This window comes from Streptomyces sp. MspMP-M5 (genome assembly GCF_000373585.1).
Lineage (GTDB): Bacteria > Actinomycetota > Actinomycetes > Streptomycetales > Streptomycetaceae > Streptomyces.
Genome location: NZ_KB891883.1, coordinates 105729 through 130975, shown reverse-complemented (window position 1 = coordinate 130975; position 25247 = coordinate 105729). Strand labels below are relative to the sequence as shown.

Annotated in this window: 19 protein-coding genes; 12 read left to right on the top strand and 7 right to left on the bottom strand. The window is 70.2% G+C overall.

Annotated features, from left to right (window positions below):
• The first annotated feature begins 333 nt into the window (after nucleotides 1-333).
• The 3 genes from B073_RS0112300 (at nucleotide 334) to B073_RS0112290 (ending at nucleotide 4864) form a co-directional block, all read left to right on the top strand.
• Nucleotides 334-1110, top strand: a complete 777-nt coding sequence (locus B073_RS0112300) for an ABC transporter ATP-binding protein (RefSeq protein WP_018538399.1) — start codon at nucleotides 334-336, stop codon at nucleotides 1108-1110.
• Nucleotides 1111-1228: 118 nt separating this feature from the next.
• Nucleotides 1229-3796: an ABC transporter permease gene (locus B073_RS0112295; protein WP_018538398.1), complete on the top strand. Its 2568-nt coding sequence runs from the start codon at nucleotides 1229-1231 to the stop codon at nucleotides 3794-3796.
• A 645-nt stretch (nucleotides 3797-4441) separates the two neighbouring features.
• Complete coding sequence (locus tag B073_RS0112290; protein ID WP_078507997.1) at nucleotides 4442-4864, top strand: RDD family protein; 423 nt, start codon at nucleotides 4442-4444, stop codon at nucleotides 4862-4864.
• Nucleotides 4865-4948: 84 nt separating this feature from the next.
• Here B073_RS0112290 and B073_RS0112285 read toward each other — a convergent pair whose 3' ends face one another.
• Complete coding sequence (locus B073_RS0112285; protein WP_018538396.1) at nucleotides 4949-5767, bottom strand: methyltransferase domain-containing protein; 819 nt, start codon at nucleotides 5765-5767, stop codon at nucleotides 4949-4951.
• A gap of 238 nt (nucleotides 5768-6005) precedes the next feature.
• On the opposite strand from B073_RS0112285, the gene B073_RS0112280 reads away from it, so the two are divergent.
• A complete protein-coding gene (locus tag B073_RS0112280) occupies nucleotides 6006-6536 on the top strand; it encodes a universal stress protein (RefSeq protein WP_018538395.1) in 531 nt (176 codons plus the stop codon).
• Nucleotides 6537-6564: 28 nt separating this feature from the next.
• On the opposite strand, the gene B073_RS0112275 is transcribed toward B073_RS0112280, so the two are convergent.
• Entirely contained in the window at nucleotides 6565-7341 is a 777-nt protein-coding gene (locus tag B073_RS0112275) for a class I SAM-dependent methyltransferase (protein WP_018538394.1), read from the bottom strand.
• A 465-nt stretch (nucleotides 7342-7806) separates the two neighbouring features.
• Between B073_RS0112275 and B073_RS0112270 the strand changes: the two genes are divergently transcribed.
• From B073_RS0112270 to B073_RS0112255, 4 genes are all read left to right on the top strand, one after another.
• The gene (locus B073_RS0112270; protein WP_018538393.1) at nucleotides 7807-12066 is read left to right on the top strand and encodes a bifunctional nitrate reductase/sulfite reductase flavoprotein subunit alpha; all 4260 of its coding nucleotides are present in this window, start codon (nucleotides 7807-7809) and stop codon (nucleotides 12064-12066) included.
• Nucleotides 12067-12437: 371 nt separating this feature from the next.
• Complete coding sequence (locus tag B073_RS0112265; RefSeq protein WP_018538392.1) at nucleotides 12438-13856, top strand: family 2B encapsulin nanocompartment shell protein; 1419 nt, start codon at nucleotides 12438-12440, stop codon at nucleotides 13854-13856.
• Nucleotides 13857-13886: 30 nt separating this feature from the next.
• Complete coding sequence (locus B073_RS0112260) at nucleotides 13887-15089, top strand: family 2 encapsulin nanocompartment cargo protein terpene cyclase (protein WP_026247303.1); 1203 nt, start codon at nucleotides 13887-13889, stop codon at nucleotides 15087-15089.
• 116 nt (nucleotides 15090-15205) lie between these two features.
• Nucleotides 15206-16069, top strand: coding sequence for a geranyl diphosphate 2-C-methyltransferase (locus tag B073_RS0112255; protein ID WP_018538391.1), 864 nt, complete (start codon nucleotides 15206-15208; stop codon nucleotides 16067-16069).
• A 100-nt stretch (nucleotides 16070-16169) separates the two neighbouring features.
• On the opposite strand, the gene B073_RS0112250 is transcribed toward B073_RS0112255, so the two are convergent.
• On the bottom strand, nucleotides 16170-16502 hold the full coding sequence (locus tag B073_RS0112250) for a hypothetical protein (protein ID WP_018538390.1): 333 nt from the start codon (nucleotides 16500-16502) through the stop codon (nucleotides 16170-16172).
• Nucleotides 16503-16929: 427 nt separating this feature from the next.
• Complete coding sequence (locus B073_RS48750; RefSeq protein ID WP_018538389.1) at nucleotides 16930-17055, bottom strand: hypothetical protein; 126 nt, start codon at nucleotides 17053-17055, stop codon at nucleotides 16930-16932.
• A 697-nt stretch (nucleotides 17056-17752) separates the two neighbouring features.
• Between B073_RS48750 and B073_RS0112240 the strand changes: the two genes are divergently transcribed.
• The 3 genes from B073_RS0112240 (at nucleotide 17753) to B073_RS0112230 (ending at nucleotide 20019) form a co-directional block, all read left to right on the top strand.
• A complete protein-coding gene (locus B073_RS0112240; protein WP_026247302.1) occupies nucleotides 17753-18172 on the top strand; it encodes a TOBE domain-containing protein in 420 nt (139 codons plus the stop codon).
• Nucleotides 18173-18302: 130 nt separating this feature from the next.
• Entirely contained in the window at nucleotides 18303-19127 is an 825-nt protein-coding gene (locus B073_RS0112235; protein WP_026247301.1) for a M55 family metallopeptidase, read from the top strand.
• Between the two features lie 196 nt (nucleotides 19128-19323).
• Nucleotides 19324-20019, top strand: a complete 696-nt coding sequence (locus tag B073_RS0112230; protein WP_018538386.1) for an HdeD family acid-resistance protein — start codon at nucleotides 19324-19326, stop codon at nucleotides 20017-20019.
• Between the two features lie 145 nt (nucleotides 20020-20164).
• Here B073_RS0112230 and B073_RS0112225 read toward each other — a convergent pair whose 3' ends face one another.
• Entirely contained in the window at nucleotides 20165-20920 is a 756-nt protein-coding gene (locus B073_RS0112225; protein ID WP_026247300.1) for an alpha/beta fold hydrolase, read from the bottom strand.
• A gap of 1117 nt (nucleotides 20921-22037) precedes the next feature.
• On the opposite strand from B073_RS0112225, the gene B073_RS0112220 reads away from it, so the two are divergent.
• Nucleotides 22038-22961 (top strand): C1 family peptidase, encoded by a 924-nt coding sequence (locus B073_RS0112220; RefSeq protein ID WP_018538384.1) that lies wholly within the window; start codon nucleotides 22038-22040, stop codon nucleotides 22959-22961.
• 301 nt (nucleotides 22962-23262) lie between these two features.
• Here B073_RS0112220 and B073_RS0112215 read toward each other — a convergent pair whose 3' ends face one another.
• Together B073_RS0112215 and B073_RS0112210 are read right to left on the bottom strand one after the other, a co-directional pair.
• A complete protein-coding gene (locus tag B073_RS0112215; RefSeq protein WP_420706435.1) occupies nucleotides 23263-23823 on the bottom strand; it encodes a DinB family protein in 561 nt (186 codons plus the stop codon).
• A gap of 591 nt (nucleotides 23824-24414) precedes the next feature.
• Nucleotides 24415-25158, bottom strand: coding sequence for a (2Fe-2S)-binding protein (locus tag B073_RS0112210; protein WP_234025064.1), 744 nt, complete (start codon nucleotides 25156-25158; stop codon nucleotides 24415-24417).
• Nucleotides 25159-25247 lie beyond the last annotated feature (89 nt).

Here is a 25247-nt window from a genome sequence, read left to right as displayed (position 1 = left end):
TGTGACTGGCGCAAGCGGGAGAGGTGGGGGAGGCGAGTGAGGTGGGAGAGGTGGGAGAGACGCCGCAGACGGGGAAGACGGGGGAGACGGGAAGTAGGGGCCGGCCGCCGTCCGTAGTCCCGCTCCTTCCCGGCCGCCTCTGACCAAAGGGGGAGACCGCGCCGCCGGGGCTGGTCCTAAGGCAGGGACCGAGGGCTTCCTCCCCTGCCTCAGGCAGAGGCAAAGTCCACCCGCCAGAACGATGTTTCCGCAGGTCAGGGCGGTGAGGATGGGGGAGTCCCTCCGGTTCACGGCGCGCAGGCCGTGGACCGTCGCACCCCAGGCGGAGTTCTCATGTCGCAGCTGTCTTCTTCCCCGCGCCCCCTCGTCGGCGAGCCGGCCGCCCGCGCCACCGGCCTGACCAAGGTGTACGGGAAGGGGGAGACCCGGGTCACGGCGCTGGACGCGGTGTCCGTGGAGTTCGCCCGGGGCCGCTTCACCGCCGTCATGGGCCCCTCCGGCTCCGGCAAGTCCACGCTGATGCACTGCCTGGCCGGGTTGGACAGGGTGAGTTCCGGTTCGGCCCGCATCGGTGACACCGAGCTCTCCGGCCTGTCGGAGAAGCAACTCACCGCGCTGCGGCGGGAGAAGGTGGGCTTCGTCTTCCAGGGCTTCAATCTGCTGCCCACGCTCACCGCGTCGGAGAACATCCTGCTGCCGCTGCGGATCGCCGGACGGCAGCCCGACCGTGCCTGGCTGGAGGGGGTCATCGCCACCGTCGGGCTGGCCGACCGGCTGGGCCACCGGCCGGCCGAGCTCTCCGGCGGCCAGCAGCAGCGGGTCGCGGTGGCACGTGCGTTGGTCTCCCGGCCCGAGATCGTCTTCGCCGACGAGCCGACCGGCAACCTCGACTCCCGCTCGGGCACCGAGATCCTGGGCTTTCTGCGCGACTCCGTGCGGGAGCTGGGGCAGACGGTGGTGATGGTCACCCACGATCCGGTGGCCGCCGCGCAGGCGGACCGGGTGGTGTTCCTCGCCGACGGCCGGGTCGTCGACGAACTGCACGCCCCGACCTCCAGCGCCGTACTCGACCGGATGCTCCAGTTCGAGATCGGGACACGCACCCGCTGACGCGCACCCGCCGGCGCGTCCTTCACCCCCGCGTCCCTTGTGTTCCCGCACTCCGATGCTTCCCCGGCTTCCCCAACCTCCCCAACTTCCGCAACCCCCTCGCTCCCGAAAGCTCCCCATGCTGCGAACAACCCTGCGCAACCTCCTTGCGCACAAGGCCCGTCTGGCCATGACCGCCCTGGCGGTCTGTCTGGGTGTCGCGTTCGTCTCCGGCACCCTCGTCTTCGCGGATTCCGCCGCCGCCGCATACCGCGGCGCCGCCTCGAAGAACTTCGCGGACATCGCGGTCACCGTCACCCCGAAGGACCCGCCGCCCGGAACCGGCGCGAACCAGCGCACCACCGTCCTCGACGACGCGCTCGTGCGGAAACTCGCCCAGGTGCCCGGCACCGCCGCGGTACGCCCGTCGGTCGACGGCTCGGCGACCCTGAACGCCGCGGACGGCACTCCGCTCAGGGCCGCCAAGTCCTGGGCGAACCTGGCCGGCGCCTACGTCCCGGGCGAGGACGGCAAGGACAGTCACTACCCACTGGTCAAGGGCCATGCCCCCGGCAACGGCGACGAAGTGGCCGTGGACAGCGGCACCGCGGCCGCCGGGCACTTCGCCCTCGGTGACCGGATCACCCTGGCCACCGACGGTCCGGTCATGACCAAGCGCCTGGTGGGCATCGTCACCACCGAGGACAGCCGGGTCACCGCGGGCGGCACCCTCGCGCTGTTCGACAAGGCCACCGCGCAGCGGCTGTTCGCCTCCCCCGGCCACTACACCGGGATCGACCTGTCCGCCACGCCCGGCACCTCCCAGTCCGAGCTGGCGGACCGGGTCGACGCCGTCCTCCCCGCCGACCGGGCCGAGGCCACCACCGGCGCCGCCCAGGCCACCCAACAGGCCGGCCATCTCGACACGTTGACCCGCGGCTACACCAAACTGCCGCTGGTCTTCGCCGGGGTCTCGCTGTTCATCGGCTCGTTCCTCATCGTCAACACCTTCACGATGCTCCTCACCCGGCGCACCCGCGAGATCGCGCTGCTGCGGGCGATCGGCGCCTCGCGCCGCCAGGTGGTCCGCTCCGTGCTCGCCGAGGCGGCGCTGCTCGGTCTGGTCGCCTCGATCGCCGGGTTCCTGCTCGGCCTCGGCATCGCCGCCGCGCTGCCCGGCCTGCTGAGCACCGCACAGGACCCGTTGCCGCACAGCACCTTGGTGATCGGCGTACGTCCTGTGGTGGCGGCGCTCGGCGTCGGCGTGGGCATCACCGTCCTCGCGGCGTGGCTGCCCTCCCGCAAGGCGGCGGCCATCGCGCCCGTCGAGGCGATGCGCTCGGCCGAGCAGCCACCCACCGGCACCACGCGGTCCCGGCTGCGCGGCGCGGCAGGACTGGCCCTGCTCGTCCTCGGTGCCGGGCTGCTGGTGTCGCTCACCGGGGCGGAGGACGCCTCGGTCGAGAACCTCCAGAACGCGATGCTCGGCTGCGGCATCCTCGCCGTCGCCATGATCGTGCTGGCGCCGCTGCTCGCCCGCCCGATGATCCGCCTCACCGGTCGGCTGACCAGCCGTTTCGGTGTCATCGGCCGGCTCGCGCAGGAGAACGCGCTGCGCGACCCGCGGCGCACCGCGGCCACCGCGTCCGCCCTGATGATCAGCACCGCGCTGGTCGCCGGGCTGGCCGTCATCGGCAACTCCACCGGCCAGGCGCTCGACCGCCAGGCCGCCGCCGGCCTCAGTGCCGACTACGTGATCAGCACCCGCACTCCCACGGTCGCCATCGACCCGGCGGCCGTCGGCCGGGTGGCCGGCACCACTGGAGTGCACACCGCGGCCGCAGTTGCGGACTCCACGCTCTTCGTCGGCGGCCACGTCCGCGAGATCTCCGGCGTCGACCCGCGCACCGTGGACTCCGTCATGTCGCTGCGCTTCCTCAGCGGCTCCGCCAAGGACCTCGGGCCGGGCCGGATCGCCCTGTCCAGCACCGTCGCCCGGGAGCAGGGCCTGACCACCGGCGGCCACCTCACGGCGTCCATGGGACGCGGCCAGCAGTTCACCCAGTACACCGTCGTCGGCGTCTACGAGGACAACCCGGTCGCCCGCGACGCACTGGGGGCTCGTCCCGAAGTACAGAAGAACAGCTTCACTCCGGGCTCGACACAGCGGATCCTCGTCCGCACCGGCGACGGCGGCGCCTCCCACACCACCGAGAACCGGCTGCGCACCGCGGTCGGCAACAACCCGGTGCTGAAGGTCCAGGACCGGGCGGAACTCATCGACGAGGCCGCCGGCTCCCTCGGCAACCTGCTCACCCTGACCTACGGGCTGCTGGCCATCGGCCTGGTGATCACCTCACTGGGCATCGTGAACACCCTGGCCATGTCGGTGGCGGAGCGGACCCGGGAGATCGGCGTGCTGCGCGCCATCGGCATGGACCGGGCCGGCATCCGCCGCATGATCCAACTGGAGTCCGTCACCATCGCCGCGTTCGGCACGCTGTTGGGCCTGGCGGGCGGGGTGTTCGGCGCCTGGGCGGTCGGCGCGCTGGCCAACGGGGCGCTGGCGCAGTACACGTTCGCGCCTCCGTGGGAAACGCTGCTTCCGGTGTGCCTGCTCTCCCTGGTGATCGGCGTGGCCGCGGCAGCCGTCCCGGCCCGCCGGGCGGCCGCCCTCAGCCCCTTGCAGGCCGTCGCCACCGCCTAGATGAGTGAGTCCGAAGCCCCGCCTGCCCCGCGGCGCCTGGCACGGCACCTCGCGGCGTTGCCGAACCGTCCCGATAGCTCCGCTATCACGCCGCTCCGGCGCCTTGCGATGCACCGCACCAGACGCCGCGGGGCCCGCCCTTCGGGCGGACGACGGGACTTCGGACTCACTCATCTAGCGGCAGCCACCCTGCCTTGAGCGGCGCGCCTGTCCGCGGGCGCGCCGCTCAAGTCGTCGGTGACCGGCGGGAATGGTGGGAATGCGGGGAATGATCGCCCCCACGACGGCCATGGTGAAGTTCGAACCGCACGGGTTCCGCGCCCCTCGTCGGCCGGGGCCGCGCTGAACGGGCGTTGTCACCGCGGCCGGTCCACAGGTCCCGAGTTGTCGCGCTGCCGGGAAATCGGTTTGGATCACCCTTTCGTGAGTACTTTCCAGCCGCCACCACCTCCCCACCAACCCGGCTCCGGCTCCGGTGCCGCCCAGCCGCACGGCCAACCTCCCTACGGTCAACCGCACTACGGGCAATCGCAGGGCGTCATACCTCAGCCTTTTCCGCCGCAGTACGCAGCGCCGGCCTACGGGCCGCAGCCGCAGAGGGGCAGACCGCAGGGCCCGCCCCGGCAGGCACTCGCGGTCCCAGGCCTGCGTCTGCTCGCCCGCATCATCGACTCCCTGATCACCGGCGTGCTGATCGTGGGTGCCTGGGTGCCGGCGAACATCTGGATGTACAGCACGTTCAAGCCCGGAGACAGCCGTGGGGTGCCCGTGGGCCTCGGCCTCTTCGCCTGGACGCTGCTGGTCGGCCTCTTCTACGAACCGCTGACGACGGCGATGGGCGGCACCCTCGGCAAAGCCCTCTGCGGCCTGCGCGTCGTCCATGTCGAAACCGGCAACAAGCTCGGCTTTGGCCATGCCCTGGGACGCTGGCTGGCCTACCTCGGCATCGGCATGGTGCCGGTCCTGGGCCTCATCAACGTACTGTCCTGCCTCTGGAACGAGCCGTTCCGGCAGTGCATGCACGACCGCGCCGCCAACACCGTGGTTCTCAAACGCCGTTGGCAATGACTGACACACGACGCGGCAGTGCCTGCCGCCGACGTCCCGTCGGGCACGCCGGGGGCCGACGTGCCCGCCCCCCCCGGTCACGGGCTACTCGAACGGCTTGCGTCCCCAGGCGGAGATCAGTGGGGCGGTTGTGGTGTCGAGGTGTCCGGCGGCGATGTTGGCCAGGTGTCGTTCGATCTCCTCGGCGGTGGCCAGGCCGGCCTCGATCAAGCGCTCACGGATCTGCCGCACGGTCGCGGCCTCCAGCGCGCTCCCGGCCGGAGAGGTGATCGGGAAGTACGCCTCGGCCGCGACCTCGGCCAGTCCGGCCGTACGCAGCAGCCGGGGGAGTGTCCGCCCGAAGGAAAGCTGTGCGCCGCGCTCCGCGAGCAGTGCGCGAAAGCCGCGCCGGATGCGGTTGGCGAGCTCCTGCTCCGGGCCGTACTCATCGGGGCAGGCCAGCGGCTGCAGCGCCGGATCGGCGTCCTCCAGCAGCAGCCACCCGCCGGGCCGCAGCGCCCCCACCATGGCCCGTAGGGCGGCCTCGCGCTGCGGCACATGCACCAGGACGAGCCGCGCGTGCACCAGGTCGAACGGTCCCTCCGGTGCCTCGTCGGACCCCACGTCGTGCCGCACCACCTCGTAGGGCGCCCCGGCCTGCGGCATCCATGACGTGTCGAGGTCGGTGGCCAGCACACGGCCCTTCGCGCCGACCCGCTCCGCCAGCCACGCGGGCACGCTCGGGCCGCCCGCCCCGACCTCCCAGCAGCTCCACCCGTCCGCGACCCCCAGCGCCCGCAGCCGCCGGAACGTCACCGGATCGAACAACTCCGCCAGCGCCGTGAACCGCTCCCCTGCCTCGGCCTGCCGGTTGTCGAGGAGGTACCCCTTGGCGCGCTCCGCGCCGCCTTCATAGTCCGTCACCGCCCGAAAATAACAGGGCGGCCGGCGCACCGGCCCGACCCGTGTCAGGGAAGCGTCAGGGTCCCGCTCTCCCGCGCAAGGGACGTGCCAACACCTCGCGAGAGCCGTGCCCCTGCCGCTTCGATGGGAGCGACGTAGAGCGACATGGAGCGATACGGAGCGATGTGGACAGGGCGCAAAGCACAGAGCTCAGGGAACAGAGCAAAGAGCAAAGAGCACCGGGCAAGGAGCTGAACCCATGACCAGACTTGGCAACCGCGTCGTGGCGGGAGTGAGCGGTTCACTGGGCAGTCTGACCGCTCTGCACCGGGCCGCGTCGGAGGCCCGCGTCACCGGCGCCGCGCTCTGGGCCGTACTGGCCTGGGAACCCCCCGGCGGCAACATCGTCCATCGTGGTGGGCCCTGCCCCGAGCCCATGGCCGCCTGGCGCAACATGGCGGCCGAACGCCTCATCGAGGCGCTGGAGACCGCGTTCGGCACCACCGGGCCCGGGGTGCCGCTTGAGCCACGCGTCGTGCTCGGCACGCCGGGCACGGCCCTGCTCGCGGTCGCCGATCACCCCGACGACCTGCTGGTGATCGGAGCCGGGGCGCGCGGACCGCTGCGCCGGGCGCTGTGGCCCTCTGTCTCCCGCTACTGCCTGGCGCGCGCCTGCTGCCCGGTGCTGGCCGTACCGCACTCTCCGCTGCACCGCACACTCCATACCGTGCAGCGCCGCAACACGTGGAAACTCCCGTTCAGCACCCAGGAGTTGACCGGACAGAGCTGACGAAGGGTCATATCACGGTCGGCGCTGCTCACGGCATCGCGCGGACGATGACCAGCGACCCGTCGTACGTCGGCTGACGGCGCAGCCCGCCGAACTCCGCGTCCCAGGCACCGGAGTCCAGATCGCGGCGCAGACTGGTGTCGAAGTGTTCGCGGACCCGGTCGTCGACGAAGCTCCAGGCCGAACACGCCTGGCGGGCCGCCGGATCGAGCAGCATCTCGGGGCGGCCGTAGTACGCCTCGTTGAAGCCGTCCGTGCAGTCCAGGGGGATGGGGACGGACCGGACCGTGGTGGTGCCGCCGAGCGCGGCGGCCAGCGTGTCGATGGCCGGGTAGCGGCCGGCCTCGGTGTCGAGGACCTCGGGGGCGTAGCGGTACAGCCAGAAGTCCCGTACCAGGGCGGGGTCGCAGGTGAGCAGGAGGACCGGCCCGCGGGTCACCCGCCGCATCTCACGCAGTCCGGCCGCGACATCGGACCACTGGTGCACACTGAACAGCGTCATCGCACCGTCGAACTCCCCGTCGGCGAACGGCAGATCCTCGGCGACGGCGTCGATCGCCTGGGCGAGTCGCGCCGGCCGCTGGGCACGCATCGACTCCGAGGGTTCGACCGCGGTCACCTCCCGGGCGGCGGTCTCGTACGACCCGGCGCCGGCACCGACGTTGAGGACCGTCCGGCACTCGCCCAGGGTCTCCGCGATGAACTGGGCGATCCGCGGGTCCGGCCGACGGAAGGAGGAGTATCCGGAGCCGATCGTGCCGTAGTCGACGTCGCCGGCGCTGCCGTCCTGGGAGCGTGTGGTCATCGAACCTCGCCTCGCCTCGTGAGCAGGAACAGGGAACGAGAGCCGGTGTGCTCTCGTGCGCCGGCCGGTGCGCAACCCCATCCTGCATCTGCGGCCGGGAATCAACAACGATCTGCCAATTGCTTGGCAATTCCCCCAAATTGCTTCGCAGGTGAGCGTCGGATATTGGAGATAGCGACAGCCAGGGGCGTATCTTCTGGTGTCTGTGGTGTCTGCGGTGTGGGTGTCGAGCCGGGTGAGGAAACGGCCGGGGAGGGGACGCCTCGTGACGGACGAGACGGCGGCCGCACCGGCCCAGGCACCTCACACGGCACTCCGGTGACCTGTGCGCGAGGCGTAACCCCAGGCACTCCCGGCGCGTGACGGGCCGGAAATTCGTTCCTCGTACGGTGCTGGCCATGGGTTGCCCACCTTGGTGGGACGGCCCCGGCTCGGACAGGCACACGCACCGCGGGGTGGGATTCGGTGGCATCTGGTTCGTCGGACGGCGGTACGGTCCGCACCGTCTGCTCGTACTGCGGCGTCGGCTGCGGGATCGTGCTGGATGTGGCGCGCGACCCGGCCGACGGCCGCCGCCGGGTGGTGAAGGCGTCCGGCGACCAGGCACACCCGACCAACCGCGGCCGCCTGTGCACCAAGGGCGCGACCAGTGCGGACATGATGGCGGCGCCGGGACGGCTGGAACAGGCACTGGTGCGGGCCGAGCGCGGCGCCCAGCCGGTCGAGACGGCGGTGGACGAGGCCATCGCGTCGGTCGCCGGCCGACTGCGGACGATCGTCGACGAACACGGGCCGGACGCGCTGGCCTTCTATGTGTCCGGGCAGATGTCGCTGGAGGCGCAGTACCTGGCGAACAAGCTGGCCAAGGGCTATGTGCGCACCCACCGCATCGAGTCGAACTCACGGCTGTGCATGGCGTCCGCCGGGTCCGGCTACAAGCTGTCGCTCGGCGCGGACGGCCCGCCCGGCTCCTACCAGGACCTCGACCACGCCGATGTCTTCCTCGTCATCGGCGCCAACATGGCCGACTGCCACCCGATCCTCTTCCTGCGCATGATGGACCGGGTCAAGGCAGGCGCCAAACTGATCGTCGTCGATCCGCGCCGCACCGCCACCGCCGCCAAGGCCGACCTCTTCCTGCAGATCAGGCCGGGCACCGACCTCGCCCTGCTGAACGGGCTGTTGCATCTGCTGGTCGCCGACGGCCACACCGACGAGGAGTTCATCGCCGAGTTCACCGAGGGCTGGGAGGAGATACCCGACTTCCTCGCGGACTACCCGCCCGACCGGGTCGCGGAGCTCACCGGCCTGGCCGAGGACGACATCCGGCAGGCCGCGCAGTGGATCGGTACGGCCGGTGAGTGGACGAGCTGCTGGACCATGGGCCTGAACCAGTCCACCCACGGCACCTGGAACACCAACGCCCTGATCAACCTGCACCTGGCCACCGGCGCCCTCTGCCGCCCGGGGTCCGGACCGTTCTCGCTGACCGGCCAGCCCAACGCCATGGGCGGCCGCGAGATGGGCTACCTGGGGCCCGGTCTGCCCGGACAGCGTTCGGTGCTGGACGACGCCGATCGCGCCTTCGTCGAGGACCTGTGGCAGATCCCCGAGGGCTCCCTGCCCACCGGGACCGGGCGCGGCACCATCGAGATGTTCGAGCAGCTGGCCGCCGGAGACATCAAGGCGTGCTGGATCATCTGCACCAACCCGGTCGCCTCGGTCGCCAACCGCAGGACTGTCATCGCCGGCCTGGAAGCCGCCGAACTCGTCGTCACCCAGGACGTGTTCGCCGAGACCGAGACCAACGCCTACGCCGATGTCGTGCTGCCGGCGACGCTGTGGGCGGAGTCCGACGGCGTCATGGTCAACTCCGAGCGGAACCTCACCCTGGTGCAAGGGGCCGTCGACCCACCCGGACAGGCACTGCCCGACTGGCAGTTGATCGCCCGGGTGGCCTGCGCGATGGGCTTCGCCGATGCCTTCACCTACACCTCCGCCGAGGAGGTGTTCGAGGAACTCAAACAGGCATGGAACCCCCGGACCGGCTGGGACCTGCGCGGCGTGACCTACGAGCGGCTGCGCAGCACACCGGTGCAGTGGCCGGCCCCGACCGTCGACGGCCCGGACCGCAACCCGATCCGCTACCGCAACGACGGCGTCAGCCAAACCCTGCGGGAACGCGCGGACGGCACCCGCCCCCGCCTGGCCTTCCCGACCGGCAGCGGACGCGCCCGCTTCTTCGCCCGTCCGCACCTGCCACCGGCCGAACTCCCCGACGACGACTACCCGTTCGTCCTGAACACCGGCCGTCTCCAGCACCAGTGGCACACGATGACCAAGACCGGCAAGGTCGCCAAACTCGCGAAACTCAACCCCGGCCCGTTCCTGGAAGTCCATCCCGAGGACGCCGACGCCATGGGAATCGCGGAGGGCGACCACGTCGAGGTCGCCTCCCGCCGCGGCCGGGCCGTACTCCCCGCCACCGTCACCGACCGGGTCCGGCCGGGCACCTGCTTCGCGCCCTTCCACTGGAACGACCTGTTCGGCGAGTACCTCAGCGTCAACGCCGTCACCAACGACGCCGTCGACCCGATCTCCTTCCAACCCGAGTTCAAGGTCTGCGCCGTCGCCCTCGCCAAGACGGCCGCCCCCGTCCCCGCGGCCCGCCCCGGCGGCCGGCCCGAGTCCGCCCCGGCGACCGCCGCGCACCAGGAGCCGCCCGTGGACCCCGCCCCCGACCCGGCCGTCACCACCACTTCGCCGGACGCCGCCGTGCCCGCGCTCGCCACGCTGTTCGGCCTCACCGACCTCGCCCCCGTACCCCTGGCCGAACCGGAACGCCGCTACCTCGCCGGCTATCTCTCCGGCCTCGCCGTGGCCCCGCACGACGGGCGCATCCCCACACTGCCGCCCGACGCACCCTTCGCCCCGGACTCCGCACTGTGGGTCGACGGCGTCCTCGCCGGCATGTTCTCCCGCGCCGCCGCACCCACCGCCCCGGCACCCGAGCCCGCGCGGACCGCCACCCGGACCACCGGCACCAACGCCCCGTCCCGTCGCCTGGTCGTCCTGTGGGCCTCGCAGACCGGCAACGCCGAGGAGTTCGCGGCCACCGTCGCCGCCCGGCTCGCCGAAACGGGCCGCGACCCCGAACTGCTGCCCATGGCGGACTTCACGCCGGCCCGGCTCGCCCCGGGCACCGACCTGCTGATCGTCACCAGCACCTTCGGCGACGGCGACGCGCCCGACAACGGCGCCGACTTCTGGCAGGCCCTCGCCGCCCCGGACACCGGACCGCTGGAGGGCATCCGCTACGCGGTGCTGGCGTTCGGTGACTCCTCCTACGGCGACTTCTGCGGCCACGGCCGCCGCCTCGACGAACGGTTCCACGCGCTCGGCGCCACCCGGCTTCTCGCCCGCACCGACTGCGAGCCCGACTACGAGGAGGCCGCCGCACAGTGGCTCGGCCAGGTCACCACCGCCCTGGCCACCCCTGACGACCGGCATCCGGCGGCCGCGCGCACGGCCGGGACGCCCGCCGCGCAACCCACCGCCTCCCAGTCACCCACCCCCACTCCTGCCCCCGCCTCCACTCCCACCCGCTTCACCAAGACAGCCCCCTTCGCCACCCTCCTCGTCGGCAACCGGCTGCTGAGCCTGCCCGGCTCCCAGAAGGAGGTACGGCAGTTCGCCTTCGACACCCGCGACGGCGAACTCGCCTACGACGCCGGCGACGCCCTCGGCGTATGGCCGGTCAACGGCGCCGGCCTCGTCACCGAATGGCTGGCCCTCACCGGACTGGATCCCGACGAACCCGTCGAACTCGCCGACGGCACCCGCCTGCCCTTCGAAGAAGCGCTGCGCACCCGCCTGGACATCACCCGCCTCACCGCCGACCTGCTGGCCTTCGTGGCGGACCGCACCGGCAGCCAGGACCTGAGGCGACTCCTGCGCCCCGACAACAAGGACGCGCTGGCGCAGTGGAGTTGGGGCCGCCAGGCAGCCGACGTCCTCGCTGAGTTCCCGGTCCGTGCGTCCGCTGCGGAGTGGACTGCCGTCCTCAAGCGCCTCCAGCCCCGGCTGTACTCCATCTCCTCCAGCCCGCTCGCCCACCCCGGCGAGGTCCGCCTCACCGTCTCGGTCGTCCGCTACACCAACGACCTCGGCCGCGACCGCAAGGGCACCTGCTCGACCTATCTCGCCGACTGCGCCAACGACGGACCCGTACAGGTCTTCGTGCAGCGCTCACCGCACTTCCGCCCGCCCGCCGACCCCACCACCCCCATGATCATGGTCGGTCCCGGAACCGGCGTGGCGCCGTTCGTCGGCTTCCTCGAAGACCGCCGGGCCCGCGGCCACACCGGCCCCAACTGGCTCTTCTTCGGCGAACAGCGCCAGGCAACCGACTTCTACTACCGCGACGAACTGGAGGAATACCAGGCATCCGGCCACCTCGACCGCCTGGACCTGGCCTTCTCGCGCGACCAGCGCAACAAGGTCTATGTCCAGGACCGGATGCGCGAGAACGGTGCCCGCCTGTGGCGGTGGCTCCACGACGGCGCCCACTTCTATGTCTGCGGCGACGCCGGCCGCATGGCCAAGGACGTCGACCAGGCACTCAAGGACATCGCCGCCACGCACGGTGGTATGGACGCCGGCGAAGCCGCCGCCTACGTCCGACGCCTGTCTGCGGACAAGCGCTATGTCCGCGACGTCTACTGACAGTCATGCGGGGGCGGGCAGGGCGGTAGGAGGCAGGGGTGGGCCGGAGCTTGGTCGTGCATTATCAGCCACCTCGTCGGCGGCGCCCAGGGCGTCCGGTGCGTTCGACCGTCGCCCGCGTCGACTTGACCAAAGGGCGGCTTAACGTGGCATAGCGGGCATCTGAGGCTGCCGTATCGCTCATGATCCGCCGAGGTTGGCGAACTCCCGCCCATCAGGCGCCTGGCGCAAAACGATCATTGAGCCATCGGCCGCCTCGACCAACATCGCTACCCGCTGGTTCACTTACGCAACAGGAGCCTCTCTCGTCACCCACCCGGGTGATTCCGAGGGCTCCTTCTTGATGCAGGTGCCCCCACGGAAGGACCAGGATGTCGACCGCAGCGTATCGGCAGCAGCCCGAGCAGCCGACCGGCCGGGCACAGCTCAGCCTCGGGATCGCCGCTGCGCGGAACCTGGCGACCACCACCAAGACCGCCCCGCAGATGCAGGGCACCAGCTCGCGCTGGCTGCTGCGCACCCTGCCCTGGGTGGAGGTGAAGGGCGGCACGTACCGGGTCAACCGGCGCCTGGTGTACGAGGTCGGCGACGGCCGGGTCACCTTCGTCCAGGAAGGGAGCACGGTCCGGGTCGTCCCGGCCGAGCTCGGTGAACTTCCGCTGCTGCGCGGGTTCGAGGACGACAAGGCGCTGCGGGCGCTCGCCGACCGGTGCCGTCAGCAGCAATACGGGCCCGGCCAGCTGATCGCCGAACGCGGTGCGGCCGTCGACCACGTCTATCTGATCGTGCGCGGCAAGGTCGAGAAGGTCGGCCCCGGCAGGTACAGCGAGGAGACCCGTCGCGGTGTGCTGTCCGACGGCGGTTTCTTCGGCGGGCAGGCAGTGGCCGAGGAGCCGGGGGAGTGGGACTTCACCGCGCGTGCGCTGACGGCGTGCACGGTGCTGGCCCTGCCCCGGGCCGCGTACGAGGAAGTGGCGGACCGCAACGACGGGTTGCGCGCGCATGTCCGGCGGCGCCAGGCGGAGAAGGCACGGCCGCAGAACAAGAAGGGCGAGGCCGAGATCGCCCTGGCCTCCGGCCACACCGGTGAGCCGGTGATCCCGGGCACCTTCGTCGACTACGAACTGGAGCCCCGCGAGTACGAGTTGAGCGTGGCCCAGACGGTTCTGCGGGTGCACACCCGGGTCGCCGACCTCTACAACGAGCCGATGGACCAGGTCGAGCAGCAGCTGCGGCTGACCATCGAGGCCCTGCGCGAACGCCAGGAGTCCGAGCTGGTCAACAACCCGGAGTTCGGTCTGCTGCACAACGCCGACCACAGCCAGCGCATCTCCACCCACTCCGGCCCGCCCACACCGGACGACATGGACGAGCTGTTGAGCATGCGGCGCGGAACCAAGGCGTTCTTCGCGCACCCGCGTGCCATCTCCGCCTTCGGCCGCGAATGCAACAAGCGCGGCCTGTCCTTCGACACCGCCGAGGTGGCCGGACACCCGGTACCTGCCTGGCGGGGCGTGCCGATCCTGCCCTGCGGCAAGATCCCGGTCTCGGAGGAGGGCACGTCCGCCATCCTCGCGATGCGCCTGGGCGAGGACGACGAAGGGGTGGTCGGCCTGCGCCAGACAGGCATCCCCGACGAGTACGAGCCGGGCCTCAACGTGCGGTTCATGGGCATCAACGACCAGGCCCTGATCTCCTACCTGGTCAGCACCTACTACTCGGCGGCCGTGCTCGTGCCCGACGCGCTGGGTGTCCTGGAGAACGTCGAGGTCTTCCACACCCCGTCCTGACGTCGACGGCGCGAACGGAGAGAAGAACCGGTGTCACAGCTGTCCCGGATGGCCGCGCCCAGGGCCCACCACCAGGTGGCGCGACTCGCCGCCAGGCTCCTCACCCACGGCCGGGGAATCCGCCCTCCCGCCCCCAAGGCCCTGCCGGGCACCACGCTCCGGCAGGTGCGCACCGCCGTGCCCACCGGGCCGACGGGGCTCGGCACTTCGGCCGCCCGTATCGCGGCCGGGAAACCGGCCGGCGGCACTTCCGGCACGGCGGACGGGCCCGGCAGCGGTGTCCCCGAGCTGTACTGCCCGCCCGCGGTCCGGGACGACCAGGCACTCGGCCAGGAGGTCAACGACCGACTGGTGGACTGGGCCGAGCAGGTCGGCCTCTACGCCGGACGCCTCGAACGCGTGCGTGCGGCCGACTTCGGGCGCCTGATGATGCTGGCCCACCCCGACAGCGACGACCCGGACCGGCTGCTGGCCGCGGCCAAGTGCGCACTGGCCGAGTGGGCCACGGACGACTACTACTGCGACGACGAGACCATGGGATCGAGGACCGAACTCCTCGGCTCGCAGCTCGGCCTCGCCTACGCGGCCCTCGATCCCGCCCACCTCCCGGCCGGATACGCACCCGCCTGGGAACAGGACATGGCCGGCGATCCCGTACGGGTCGCGCTGCGCGCCGGACTGCGGGACCTGGCCGGCTACGCGGACCCCTCCCAGCTGGCCCGGCTCCGCCACGAGGTCGCCGTCCTCTTCGTGGGCTACGGACAGGAGGGCTCCTGGCGCTCCCGCGGCCATATGCCCACCGTCCGCGAGTACTTGGCGCACCGTCAGATCAACAGCTTCCTGCCCTGCATCGCCCTCGTCGACGTGGTCAGCGGCAACCCGCTGGCGGCCGCCGAGTACTCCGCGCCGCCGGTCCGTCGCGCCGTGACCATGGCCGCCACGGCCAGCACCCTCGTCAACGACCTGTACTCGATGACCAAGGAACACCATTCCTCGGGCGTGGAGTTCAACCTGCCCACCGTGATCGCAGCGGAGGAGGGGTGCACACCGCACGAGGCGGTCGAACGCAGCGTGGAGATCCACGACGAGCTGGTGCACACCTTCGAGACGGAGGCCGCGGCCCTCGCCGTCACCGGCTCGCCGCAGCTGCGCCACTTCCTCGCGGGCGTCTGGGCCTGGCTCGGCGGCAACCGCGAATGGCACAGCGGCAGCCTCCGCTACCACAACGCCTGAGCCCGCCCTTCCCCTTTCGTTGGCCTTACCGCCCCCCCACGCGGTCTTCCCCTCCCTTCACTTCCCTTTCCTTCACCTCCCCTCCCTCCCTCCGCATGCAGTCAAGGAGCACCCGCATGACCACCACCCCCCTCTCCTCCGCGGCGCCGGTGCTGCGCACGGCCTACCAGAAGTCCGTCGCTGAGTACTGGAACAACGAGAAGGACCCGGTCAACCTGAGCCTGGGCGATGTCGACGGCCTGTACCACCACCACTACGGGCTCGGCGACTACGACCCCTCGGTCCTGGAAGGGCCTGAGGAGACCCGCGACGCCCGCATCATCGAGGAGCTGCACCGACTGGAGTCGGCACAGGCCGACACCCTCCTCGACCACCTCGGCCCCATCGCGCCCGAGCACCGCCTCCTCGACGCCGGCTGCGGCCGCGGCGGCAGCAGCATCATGGCCAACGCGCGCTTCGGCTGCCAGGTCGACGGGGTGTCCATCTCCCAGGCACAGGTCGACTTCGCCAACGGCCAGGCACGTAAGCGCGGGGTGGACGACAAGGTGCGCTACCACTTCCGCAACATGCTGGACACCGGCTTCCCGAGCGGAGCCTTCCAGGGCATCTGGAACAACGAGTCCACCATGTACGTCGACCTGTTCGCGCTCTTCGCCGAGCACGCGCGCCAACTGGCCTTCGGCGGCCGCTATGTCGTCATCACGGGCTGCTACAACGACGTGACCGGCGGCCGTTCCAAGGCGGTCAGCCGGATCGACGAGCACTACACCTGCAACATCCACCCCCGCAGCGCCTACTTCAAGGCGCTCGCCGCCAACGGCCTGGTGCCCATGAACGTCGTCGACCTCACGGCGGCCACCATTCCGTACTGGGAGCTGCGCGCCCAGTCCTCCCTCGCCACCGGGGTCGAGGACCCCTTCCTGACCGCATACCGCGAGGGCAGCTTCCACTACCTCCTCATCGCCGCCGACCGCGTCTGACCGGAGTCTCCCACGCCGAGCAGGAGGTCGGGGACGCGGTACGAGGAGCCATCTGCTCACGGACCCGCCGGGTTTCCGCTGACGGTGGTGTAGTCGCGGATCAGCCGGCGGGGTCGCTCAGGCCGTCCGCCCGGGACTCCAGGAACCGCCGCTCGGGGAGGCTGGCGGTACGGCGCGCCGCCTCCCGGTAGCTCTCGCGGGCCGCGTCGCGGTCACCGGCCATCTCCAGCAGATGACCGCGCACGGCGCGCAGCCGGTGGTGGTCGGCCACCCGGTCGTCCTCCTCCAGCGGCCGCAGCAGTTCCAGGCCCGCCCGCGGACCGTGTGCCATGGCCGCGGCCACGGCGTGGTTGAGCGAAACCATCGGATTGGGCGAGACCTGCTCCAGAAGGCGGTAGAGGATCACGATCGGTGCCGATGCGCCGTTCTCCACATCGGCGCCGAAGATTCTTTCCCGCCCTCGACCATCCGACAACGCACCGGCTCTGACCGGCGGCGATTCCCGCCACGAGCAGTGCCGGCGGCCGGTCAGCAGGTCACCACGGCCCGGAACCGCACGTCCCCGGCGGCCGCCTTCGCGCACCGGGCGGCGACGCGCTGAACTTCTACCGGGGGGGCTTCCACCACCTGGCCCCCTTCGCCGCCTGAGCGGGGACCGGCACACCACCGGGCCGCGGCCACCGCTCACCGCGGCCGCGGCCCGGCCCCAACCTCGCCGACCACGTGCGGCGCCCGCCCCGCGGAACCCGCGGGACGGCCGCTGCGCACCTGACCCCATGCGCGATGCGGGCGACAAGGCCGGCATGACGTCACCCGCCGATCTCGGCATGCGCCCTGCGCGGGTGACCGTATGTGGGTGCTCAACGCCTCCAGAACAGCGGGTGCGTGACCCCGCTGGCGCTGGGCACCGACTCCAGAGGGAAACGGTCGAGACCGAAACCGTCCCGGGACACGTTGAAGCACTGCACCCGCAGCAGCTGTGACATGCGTCCTCCATCTGGCGCCACACCGAACCCAGCGCCGGGGAGACAGCAACGAGCGAAGACAAGGCGCTTACGGTGCTCGTGCGTTGAGCAACGAGCCGCGCCCCGGCCGGGAACTCCGCCGGACGGATGATCCCGGTGCGTCACCGGGCCCCGGCGTGTACCGGACGCCCTGAGATCAGTCTGCCCCGTGGGGGACGCCGAGGAGCCACAGCGAGCGTTCGGTGGTCGGCACCCTCGATCAACTGGCGCCGTCTGACCCCCGAAGGCGCAAACCACCGTCCAGTGAACTCGCCCCGCTTCCTGACTTCCTACCTGTCTCCCTTTCGGAATTTCCCGCGGATTGGCAAATTCCGAGCCAGTCGAGGATTTGGTACCGCAGCTGCCGCCACGAAAAGGCCCGCAGGGTCTCTTTTGCCATGCGACGGGCATTGTCCCGCTGCGGAGAGGGAGTTGGAGGGGGACCCGACGGCCTGGACGTATCGATAGGTCCAGGTCAGCGTCGAGTTCCTCGCCAGGAACGGCCCTACGTCTGACCCGGTGGGTGACCTTGTGCGGAATGTGCCAGGCAGCTCCGCGCATTCGGTTGGCGGATGTGACACGATCACGATGGCCGGGTTTTCCATCCGATACTGTCGGTCGCGATGGCGGCCATAAAGTGCCCGCTATTCCGATTCCGGATTCGAGAGGGGTTCAAGCTATGGGTATGTCCATTCGCAACCAGATTCCCGGTACCGTCACCGCTGTCACCATCGGTGCGGCCATGGCTTCCGTGAAGGTGCGCCTGGCGGGCGGTCAGGACATCACCGCCGCCATCACCGCCGATGCCGTCAAGGACCTGGGGCTGGCCGAGGGCTCCGCCGTCAGGGCCCTGGTGAAGTCAACCGAGGTCGCCCTCGCAACCGGTCCGGTCGAAGGCGTCTCGATCCGCAACCAGATTCCCGGCACCGTCGCCGACGTCACGACCGGCGAGGCCATGGGCTCGGTGAAGGTCACCGTGGAGGGCGGCGAACTGACCGCCGCCATCACCAAGGACGCCGTCGAGGCCCTCGGCCTGGCCTCCGGGACCTCCGTCGTCGCGCTGATCAAGTCGACCGAGGTCTCCCTCGCCGCCGCCTGACCCTCCGGCCAAAAGGAAGGCAGTCCACGCCGCAAGCCATCTCCAGGGTGCACCGGACGTGCAACGGGGTAGGTCGAAACGACAGCACGGCACAGCACCGCACCACCCCGCCGCACACGTGGAGCTGCTTGTGAGGATCTTTGTGTCGTCCGACATGGAAGGCACCGCAGGCGTCGTCGACTGGACGCAGTGCCGGCCGCCGGAGCCCGAATACGCCCACTACCGGGGCCTGTTACAACAGGAGGTCAACGCCGCCATCGAGGGGGCCATGGCCGGCGGCGCGACCGGGTTCCTGGTCAACGACTCGCACGGGAAGATGGCGAACCTGCGCCCCGACGCCCTGGCCGGCCGGGCGCGTTACCTCTCCGGCCGGCACAAACCCCTGTACATGATGCAGGGCCTCGACTCGTCGTTCGACGGCGTCTTCTTCGTCTCGTACCACGGCTCGATGGCGGGCGGGCCGGCCACCCTCTCGCACACCTACAACCCGCTGGCGATCAGCGAGGTGCTGCTCAACGGAGTCACCGCGGGGGAGAGCGGGATCAACGCACTGGTGGCGCGCGGGCACGGCGTACCCGTGGTGCTGATCACCGGGGACGACACGACGGCCGCCGAGATCGAGCCGTTCTGCCCGGGCATCCACAGCGCCGTGGTCAAGTCGTCGGTGTCCCGGTTCGCCGCCGACAGTCTGCACCCCACCGAGGCCCGCGCACTGATACGCCAGGTCGCCCACGAAGCGGTGCGCGCCCTGCCCCAGGCCACCCCGCCGAGCATCGCGCTGCCGGCCACGCTCACCGTACGTTTCCGCAACCCCGATCTTGCGGAGATGGCCACCTGGATCAACGGCATCGAACGCGCCGACGCCGTCACCGTCCGCCTGACCGACGAGGACCCGATCCGCCTCTACCGCAGGTTCGTCACCGCCGTCCTGCTCACACGGGGCATCGCCGAGTGACCATGCATGCGGTGAGGCGAACGGGCGGGGTCGGGCAGGGATTTGCATCAAAGCCACCCACTGTGACGCGACGACTCCCGAACGTTGCCGCGTGGGCGCCGCCTCTCCCCGAGCGGGACGGGGCCGAACGAGTGACGATGGAACGGAACCGGAATGCCCTGCCTGATCAAGCTGGGCCCTGAGAGAGGGAGGCAGCATGACATTCCCCTCCGATCCCGCGGGCGGCGGCCCGCCACGTGAGCCCCGGCCGGAGGCGACGACCGCACCGGCCGACGAAGCCCTGGGCGCCATGGCGAACCTCGGCTGGCAAGCCCTGATCACCATCGGCCTGGCATCGATCGCGTTGGGTGTGGTCGTTCTGGCCTGGCCGGGCGAGACACTGCGCGTCGTCGGAGTGGTCTTCGGCAGCTACCTGTTGGTCAGCGGTGTCTTCCAACTCGCCGCGGCCTTCGGCGCGCACGTCCCCGGGCATCTGCGGGCGCTGCACTTCATCACGGGCGCGGTCAGCGTGTTGCTCGGGCTCATCTGCTTCCGGGGCACCCTGCAGTCGATCTTCCTGCTCGCCCTCTGGATCGGCTTCGGCTGGTTGCTGCGCGGCATCATGATGACTGCAGCGGCCGGGTCTGCACCCGCCATGCCCGCGCGCGGGTGGCAAATGTTCCTGGGGATCATCACCCTCCTCGCGGGCATCGTGTTGGTCGTGTCGCCGTTCTCGTCGATCGCCGTGCTCACCTTGGTGGCCGGAATCATGGCCATCGTCCTGGGCGCGGTCGAGGTGTTCCACGCCATCCGGCTACGCGTCGAAGCCGGTCGCCTCACTCCTGGAACCGCCGGCAGGCACCGCAAGTCCCTGCGGTCGCTGTTCCACCCGCACCCGCACCCGCAGCACTGACCCACCCCGCATTCCCCCAGCACTGACCCCGCAGCAGTGAACACCTGCTGCGGGGTCAGTGCTGCCGGTGCTGCCAGTCCCGCCGGGGGTGAGCCCGTTGAGCCAGCGGGCAGTTGGGTCAGTTCCGCCGGCTGTGTCGGCTGGGTCAGCTGCGGAGGAAGCTCTCCAGGGCGGTGGCGAAGGCCACTGGGACTTCGTACATGGGGTAGTGGCCGGAGTTGGCGAGGATCTCCAGTTCAGCCTGTGGGTAGTGGGTGAGCCAGGTGCTACGCATCGCCTCCGGGGTCAGGGCGAGGTCGTGTTCGCCGACGAAGACCTTCACGGGGTGGGGGCTGCCGGCCACTTTGGCGGCGAAGTCCTGGGTGGTCCACTCGGTCAGGTAGGCGGCGAAGGCATCCGGCCGGGAGACTGCGACCGAGCGGGACGTCATCGCATCCAGCCACCGGTCGCATGCCCGGTGGCCGGTGACCAGGTCGAGAATGGCCCGCCGATTGGCCGGGTTCTGCGCCGCGCCGTGGAACAGCTCGTAGGCGTCGCCCTCCAGCGCGTAGGTGCTGGCGGGGACCGGTGCGACTCCCACCAGCTTGCGCACCCGCCGCGGTGACTGGGCCAGTACGCGCTGCGCCGCCTTGCCGCCCATCGAGTGCCCGACCACGGAAAAGGTGTCCCAGCCCAGCTGGTCGGCCAGGGCGTGCGCGTCCGAGGCGATCTCGGCAAGCGTGAACTCGCCGGCCACGTCCTGCCGGTCGCCGTAGCCGCGGTAGTCAAGGAAGGCGTAGCCGAATTCCTCCGGATCCAGGTGGTCGAGGAACTGCCCCCAGGTCGCACTGGTGCCGAACCAGTCATGCAGGACCAGGACCTTGTGCGCGCCGTTTCCCATAGTGCGGTGACTAATCGTCATGCCGAGAGCTCCCGTCGCGTGGAGTGACGGCCGATATTTTCCCCGCCGACGCAGCCCTACTCCGCTTTCCCCCGGATGCCGACCATCGGCCCATCGTCCGAGATTTGGCATGTGCATGCCTATTCGCCGGATGTGACGTGGCTTCACGGCGCGGGATGTGGCGGCGAGTTCCCTGTCGGTGTCCATCGTGTGCCCGCCCAAGCCCATGAGAGAGGAAAGAGAAGGAAAAGAAGGGGGGTGTGATGGGTGGTGGGTTCATCGTCCACCGGGCAGGCCCCGTCATTCGATGTCGCCCCTCTCGACGGTTGCGCCAACCCCATCCAACTGCTTCTCCTCAACCGCATCTCCCCTGGCCACGCATGTGAACCCACGGCCGGCGCCACCCCGCAAGCACCACCAGTACCACGTGCAGCAACAACGGATATCCCTCCCTCATCACCACACACCAACATGCTTGAGATCTTTGGGGTATTCATGCCACACACGCCTCAACTGGCCGCCGCACAAGGGGTTTCGGCGAGATTGACGTGCGGTGCCGGGGCCGCATAACTTCCCACCCCAAGTCGGCCCGCCGAACAGAAGTTCCACCGGAATTCACCGATGGAACGTCCGGCATCGGCAGTCCGGCGTTGCAGGCTCCTTACCCCCCACCCATGGGAGCCGCCCGAGCACCGCGGTCATTTCCTGACGGCCGACGCGCACAGGCTGCTTCCCTATGCAAGGAGACTCCGTTGCGGACCTCGCCTGGATCCCGAACGCGCCGCTCCGGCGTACTCGCCGCCGCTCCGCTTCACTGGCGGGGTTGTCCCACTTAACTCGCCTGTCGTCCAAGGTCGTTGAGACGCCCACTTGCCGCAGGTCGACAGGTGTAAGTGGATGTCAGCGGGTCAGGCCCAGTGCGGGCCCGTCCGCCTCAGTCACCACGGTAGGGCAGACCTCGCAACGGTTCCGTACCGGTACCGGCCTACGTGACTCCGTTCCCCACCCCAGTCACGCACCACCGGATGCCAGGCACGCCTACCCCGTCGCCGTTCAAGCTCCGCCGGCCGGCCCCGGTCGGCGGCCCTGACCCGCATCGGGTCAACAGAAACATCGTCCCCCTGAGGAGACCCCCCACATGAACCCCTCGCACAAGAAGACGACGAACAAGAGAGCGCGCGCCGTCATCGCCGTGGCCGCCGGCGGTGCCATCGTCGCCGTGTCCGGCAGCATTGCCCTGGCCTCGGGCGCGCCCGACAACCCCACCACCGCACACCAGCACTACGCACTCGGTGCCAAGCTGCCGGCCGGCGGCAAGGTGAGCACATTCGCCACGCACACCTCAGTCGCCTCCCGCCTCGCGGCCCTCTCGCCGCACAAGGACGGCGCGCCCGCGAACGTTCCGGACAGCGTGGACCTGAGCAAGTACGCGATCGACCCGGGCAACCAGGGGCAGGTAGGTTCCTGCGTGTCGTGGGCCATCGACTACTCCGGCTACAGCATCCAGGAGAAGCAACAGGGCATCACCACCGGCCCGCAGGCGCCCATGTACACCTACGCCCAGATAGCCAAGGGCAACGACCAGGGCAGCACCCCGGACGCGACGTTCAGCATCGCGGAGTCGCAGGGCGTCGACTCGAAGGCGGACTACACCCAGGGCGACTTCGACTTCACCACGCAGCCGACCGACGCCGAGCGCCAGAACGCCGCGCACTGGAAGCTGTCGGGCCACACCCAACTGCACACCGGCAACCAGATCCAGGCCGACGTGAAGCAGGCCCTCGCCGACGGCGAACCGGTCGCCATCTCCCTCCCGGTCCACCAGAGCTTCCAGGACATCAACAAGCAGCAGGCGGCGGACTACTCCTATCAACCCGGCGGCGCCGAGGACCCGGTGCTCGGCGGTCACGAGATCACCATCGTCGGCTACAACAACCAGGGCGTCCGCGTCGAGAACTCCTGGGGCGGCAACTGGGGCGACGGCGGCTACATCAACCTGTCCTGGGACTTCCTGGCCAGTCAGGTCCAGGAGGCCAACGCCATCGGCAAACTCGTCCAGTAGCGTCGGCTGGACGATCGGTGGTGCCTGCGGGTCGCACACCGTTCCTCCTCCACCACGCCGTATCGCATCGTCCAACCCCTGATCGATAGTGGCCAGCAGGCAAGGCCCGCACAGGCCCGCACGGAGATCCCGTGCGGGCCTGTGCTGCCGGGCATGCGAGCGCCGAGAGCCTTCAGTTCCGCCATGGCGGATCGGGACCCGCGGATGTTGTTGGCCACGGCCGGCAGGTCGTGGAGGCCCGCGTCCTCGTACGTATCCAGGTCCCGGGAAGCAACTCCTCCACCGTCGTCCGCCGCGCTGCTTACTGGCCCACCCTTCCGTCGATGCACTCGCGCAACAGGTCGGCGTGCCCGCAGTGGCGGGCGTACTCGTCGACCCTGTGCACCAACAGCTCCCGAACCGCGATGCCGTCCCTCCCCACGCGCTCGCCCAGGTCCGGATGCTCGGCCAGCGCGGCGTCGGTCGCGGCCTGTTCGCGCTCCAAGTCGCGGAACGCCGCCTCGACCACGGCCGGTTCGGCAACCGCTCCGTGGAAGTCCGAGTCCCTCTCGCCGTACAGCTTCGGCAGTGGGGCGCCGTCGCTGATCCAGTTGCGCCAGTTCCGTTCCACTTCGGCGAGGTGTCGAACCAGGCCGAGCAGTGACATCGTCGACGGTGGTACCGACCGACGCGCCAGTTGCTCCGCATCCAGGCCCTCGCACTTCATCCGCAAGGTCAGGCGGTAGTCCGTCAGGACGTCTTGTACCGTCGCCAGCTCGCCGTCCGGACTGTGTCCATCGTTGTTGCGGGGGTCGTCGTCCGGATCGACCCACATGTCGGGGTAGACGGTTGCCGTGGTCCATCGCGCGGGTTGTTCACTCATGCGTTGCATGCTGGTGTGCGACGGTCCGAGATCGCTACCGGGTTTTCGTATCGGGAGCCGGCCGGGTCGTCGCCGTGAAGACGTACGCGGCTCTCAGCTCAGGACAGCACAGCGCCTGGCCCTATCCCGCCCCACGGCTCCTCCACAGCCGTCCAGGGCGACAACTTCCGGTCGAGTGGGAGCAATTGGTTGCGACGTGATCAGATCACCACGTCCTACATTGCTGAAAACCTTGGAGTGTGTCCCAAAAAATGGCCTTACGCAGAGCGATTACCGCTGAGCCGATACCTTCGCATGGGTCCGCGCTGGACTACGTCATCTGCCCGGCCCTCGAACAGGGCCACCAGGTCGCGCTCCACGCCCCAGTCATGTTCCGCCGCGAAGCCCGGCGACGCGGGGTGGAGTTGCCCGCGCACGTTGGTCGTTGCGCGGGACGTCGGCGTTCTCCGTTCGGGCTCGACTGTGCCGGCATCAGGTGCTTTCATCGATGACCAGCGGTAGTTGATCGAGCCGTATCCGCCGATGGGTGAGTACGGTCCGTACGCTCACCACGACGCCGCCGGGATGCGCATCTCGCACAGCGCACAGCCCCTAATGCCCGGCCCGCCGAAGCACGCAGTCACCGCACAGTCCTCCGCCTGGAACGCGGTAGTACAGGCAGCAACTGCGTCGGGAGAACTCCGGAACGGCAGGATCCAGCGTGCCCGAGTCGCGCAGAAGTGGGTCGTCGAGCACGGAGGCGGTCAGTGCCACGGCTCGCTCCGCCGCCTTCCTGCGGCCCGTCCGGCGACACCAACCATCCAGCACACGGAGGGCTCCGACCAGCGCCGAGGCCGCGTTGCCCCAGAGCAGCCGGGAAGAGATCGGGCACACGGTGCCGATGGCCCGGTGCAGCGGCACCAGATGACCCTGCAGAACCGTTGTCTGCAGTTGGCCCGTCAGGTCTTGCTCTGAGGTCGCCGGTAGTGCGGTCGAGGAGGGGAGCCAGAGTTCGTCCGGTACGCTCCGGGCCGGATGCCACCACAGTGTGTCGCTGCCGAGGTCCGGGACGCGTCCCGCCAGTACCGCCGGTGCGAGGGCGATCGACCACAGGCGTCCGGCGAGTCCCTGGTGAACGAGGGACGCGGCGACCCGACGCTCCGCTGTGCCGAGCCGCGTGGCCACGACTTCCACCCGCTTGTGCAGCGCCGGTGCGGAGTCCGAGTCCTGTCGGTACAGCTCGGGCAGGGGGAGAAAGCCCTGTTCCCGTGGTGCTCCGGTGTTGGTCCGTACGGAGAAGAACGCCCCCACGGTGGCGGTGCGGCAGAGGGTTTCCGTCATCGATTCCGGTGGCAACGGTCCTCCTCGGTTCGGGTTGGGTCGTCCGGGCCGGATCAGGTGGGTGTTTCCTGAGCCGTCTCGCGGTGCCCGACCCTATCGGCTCC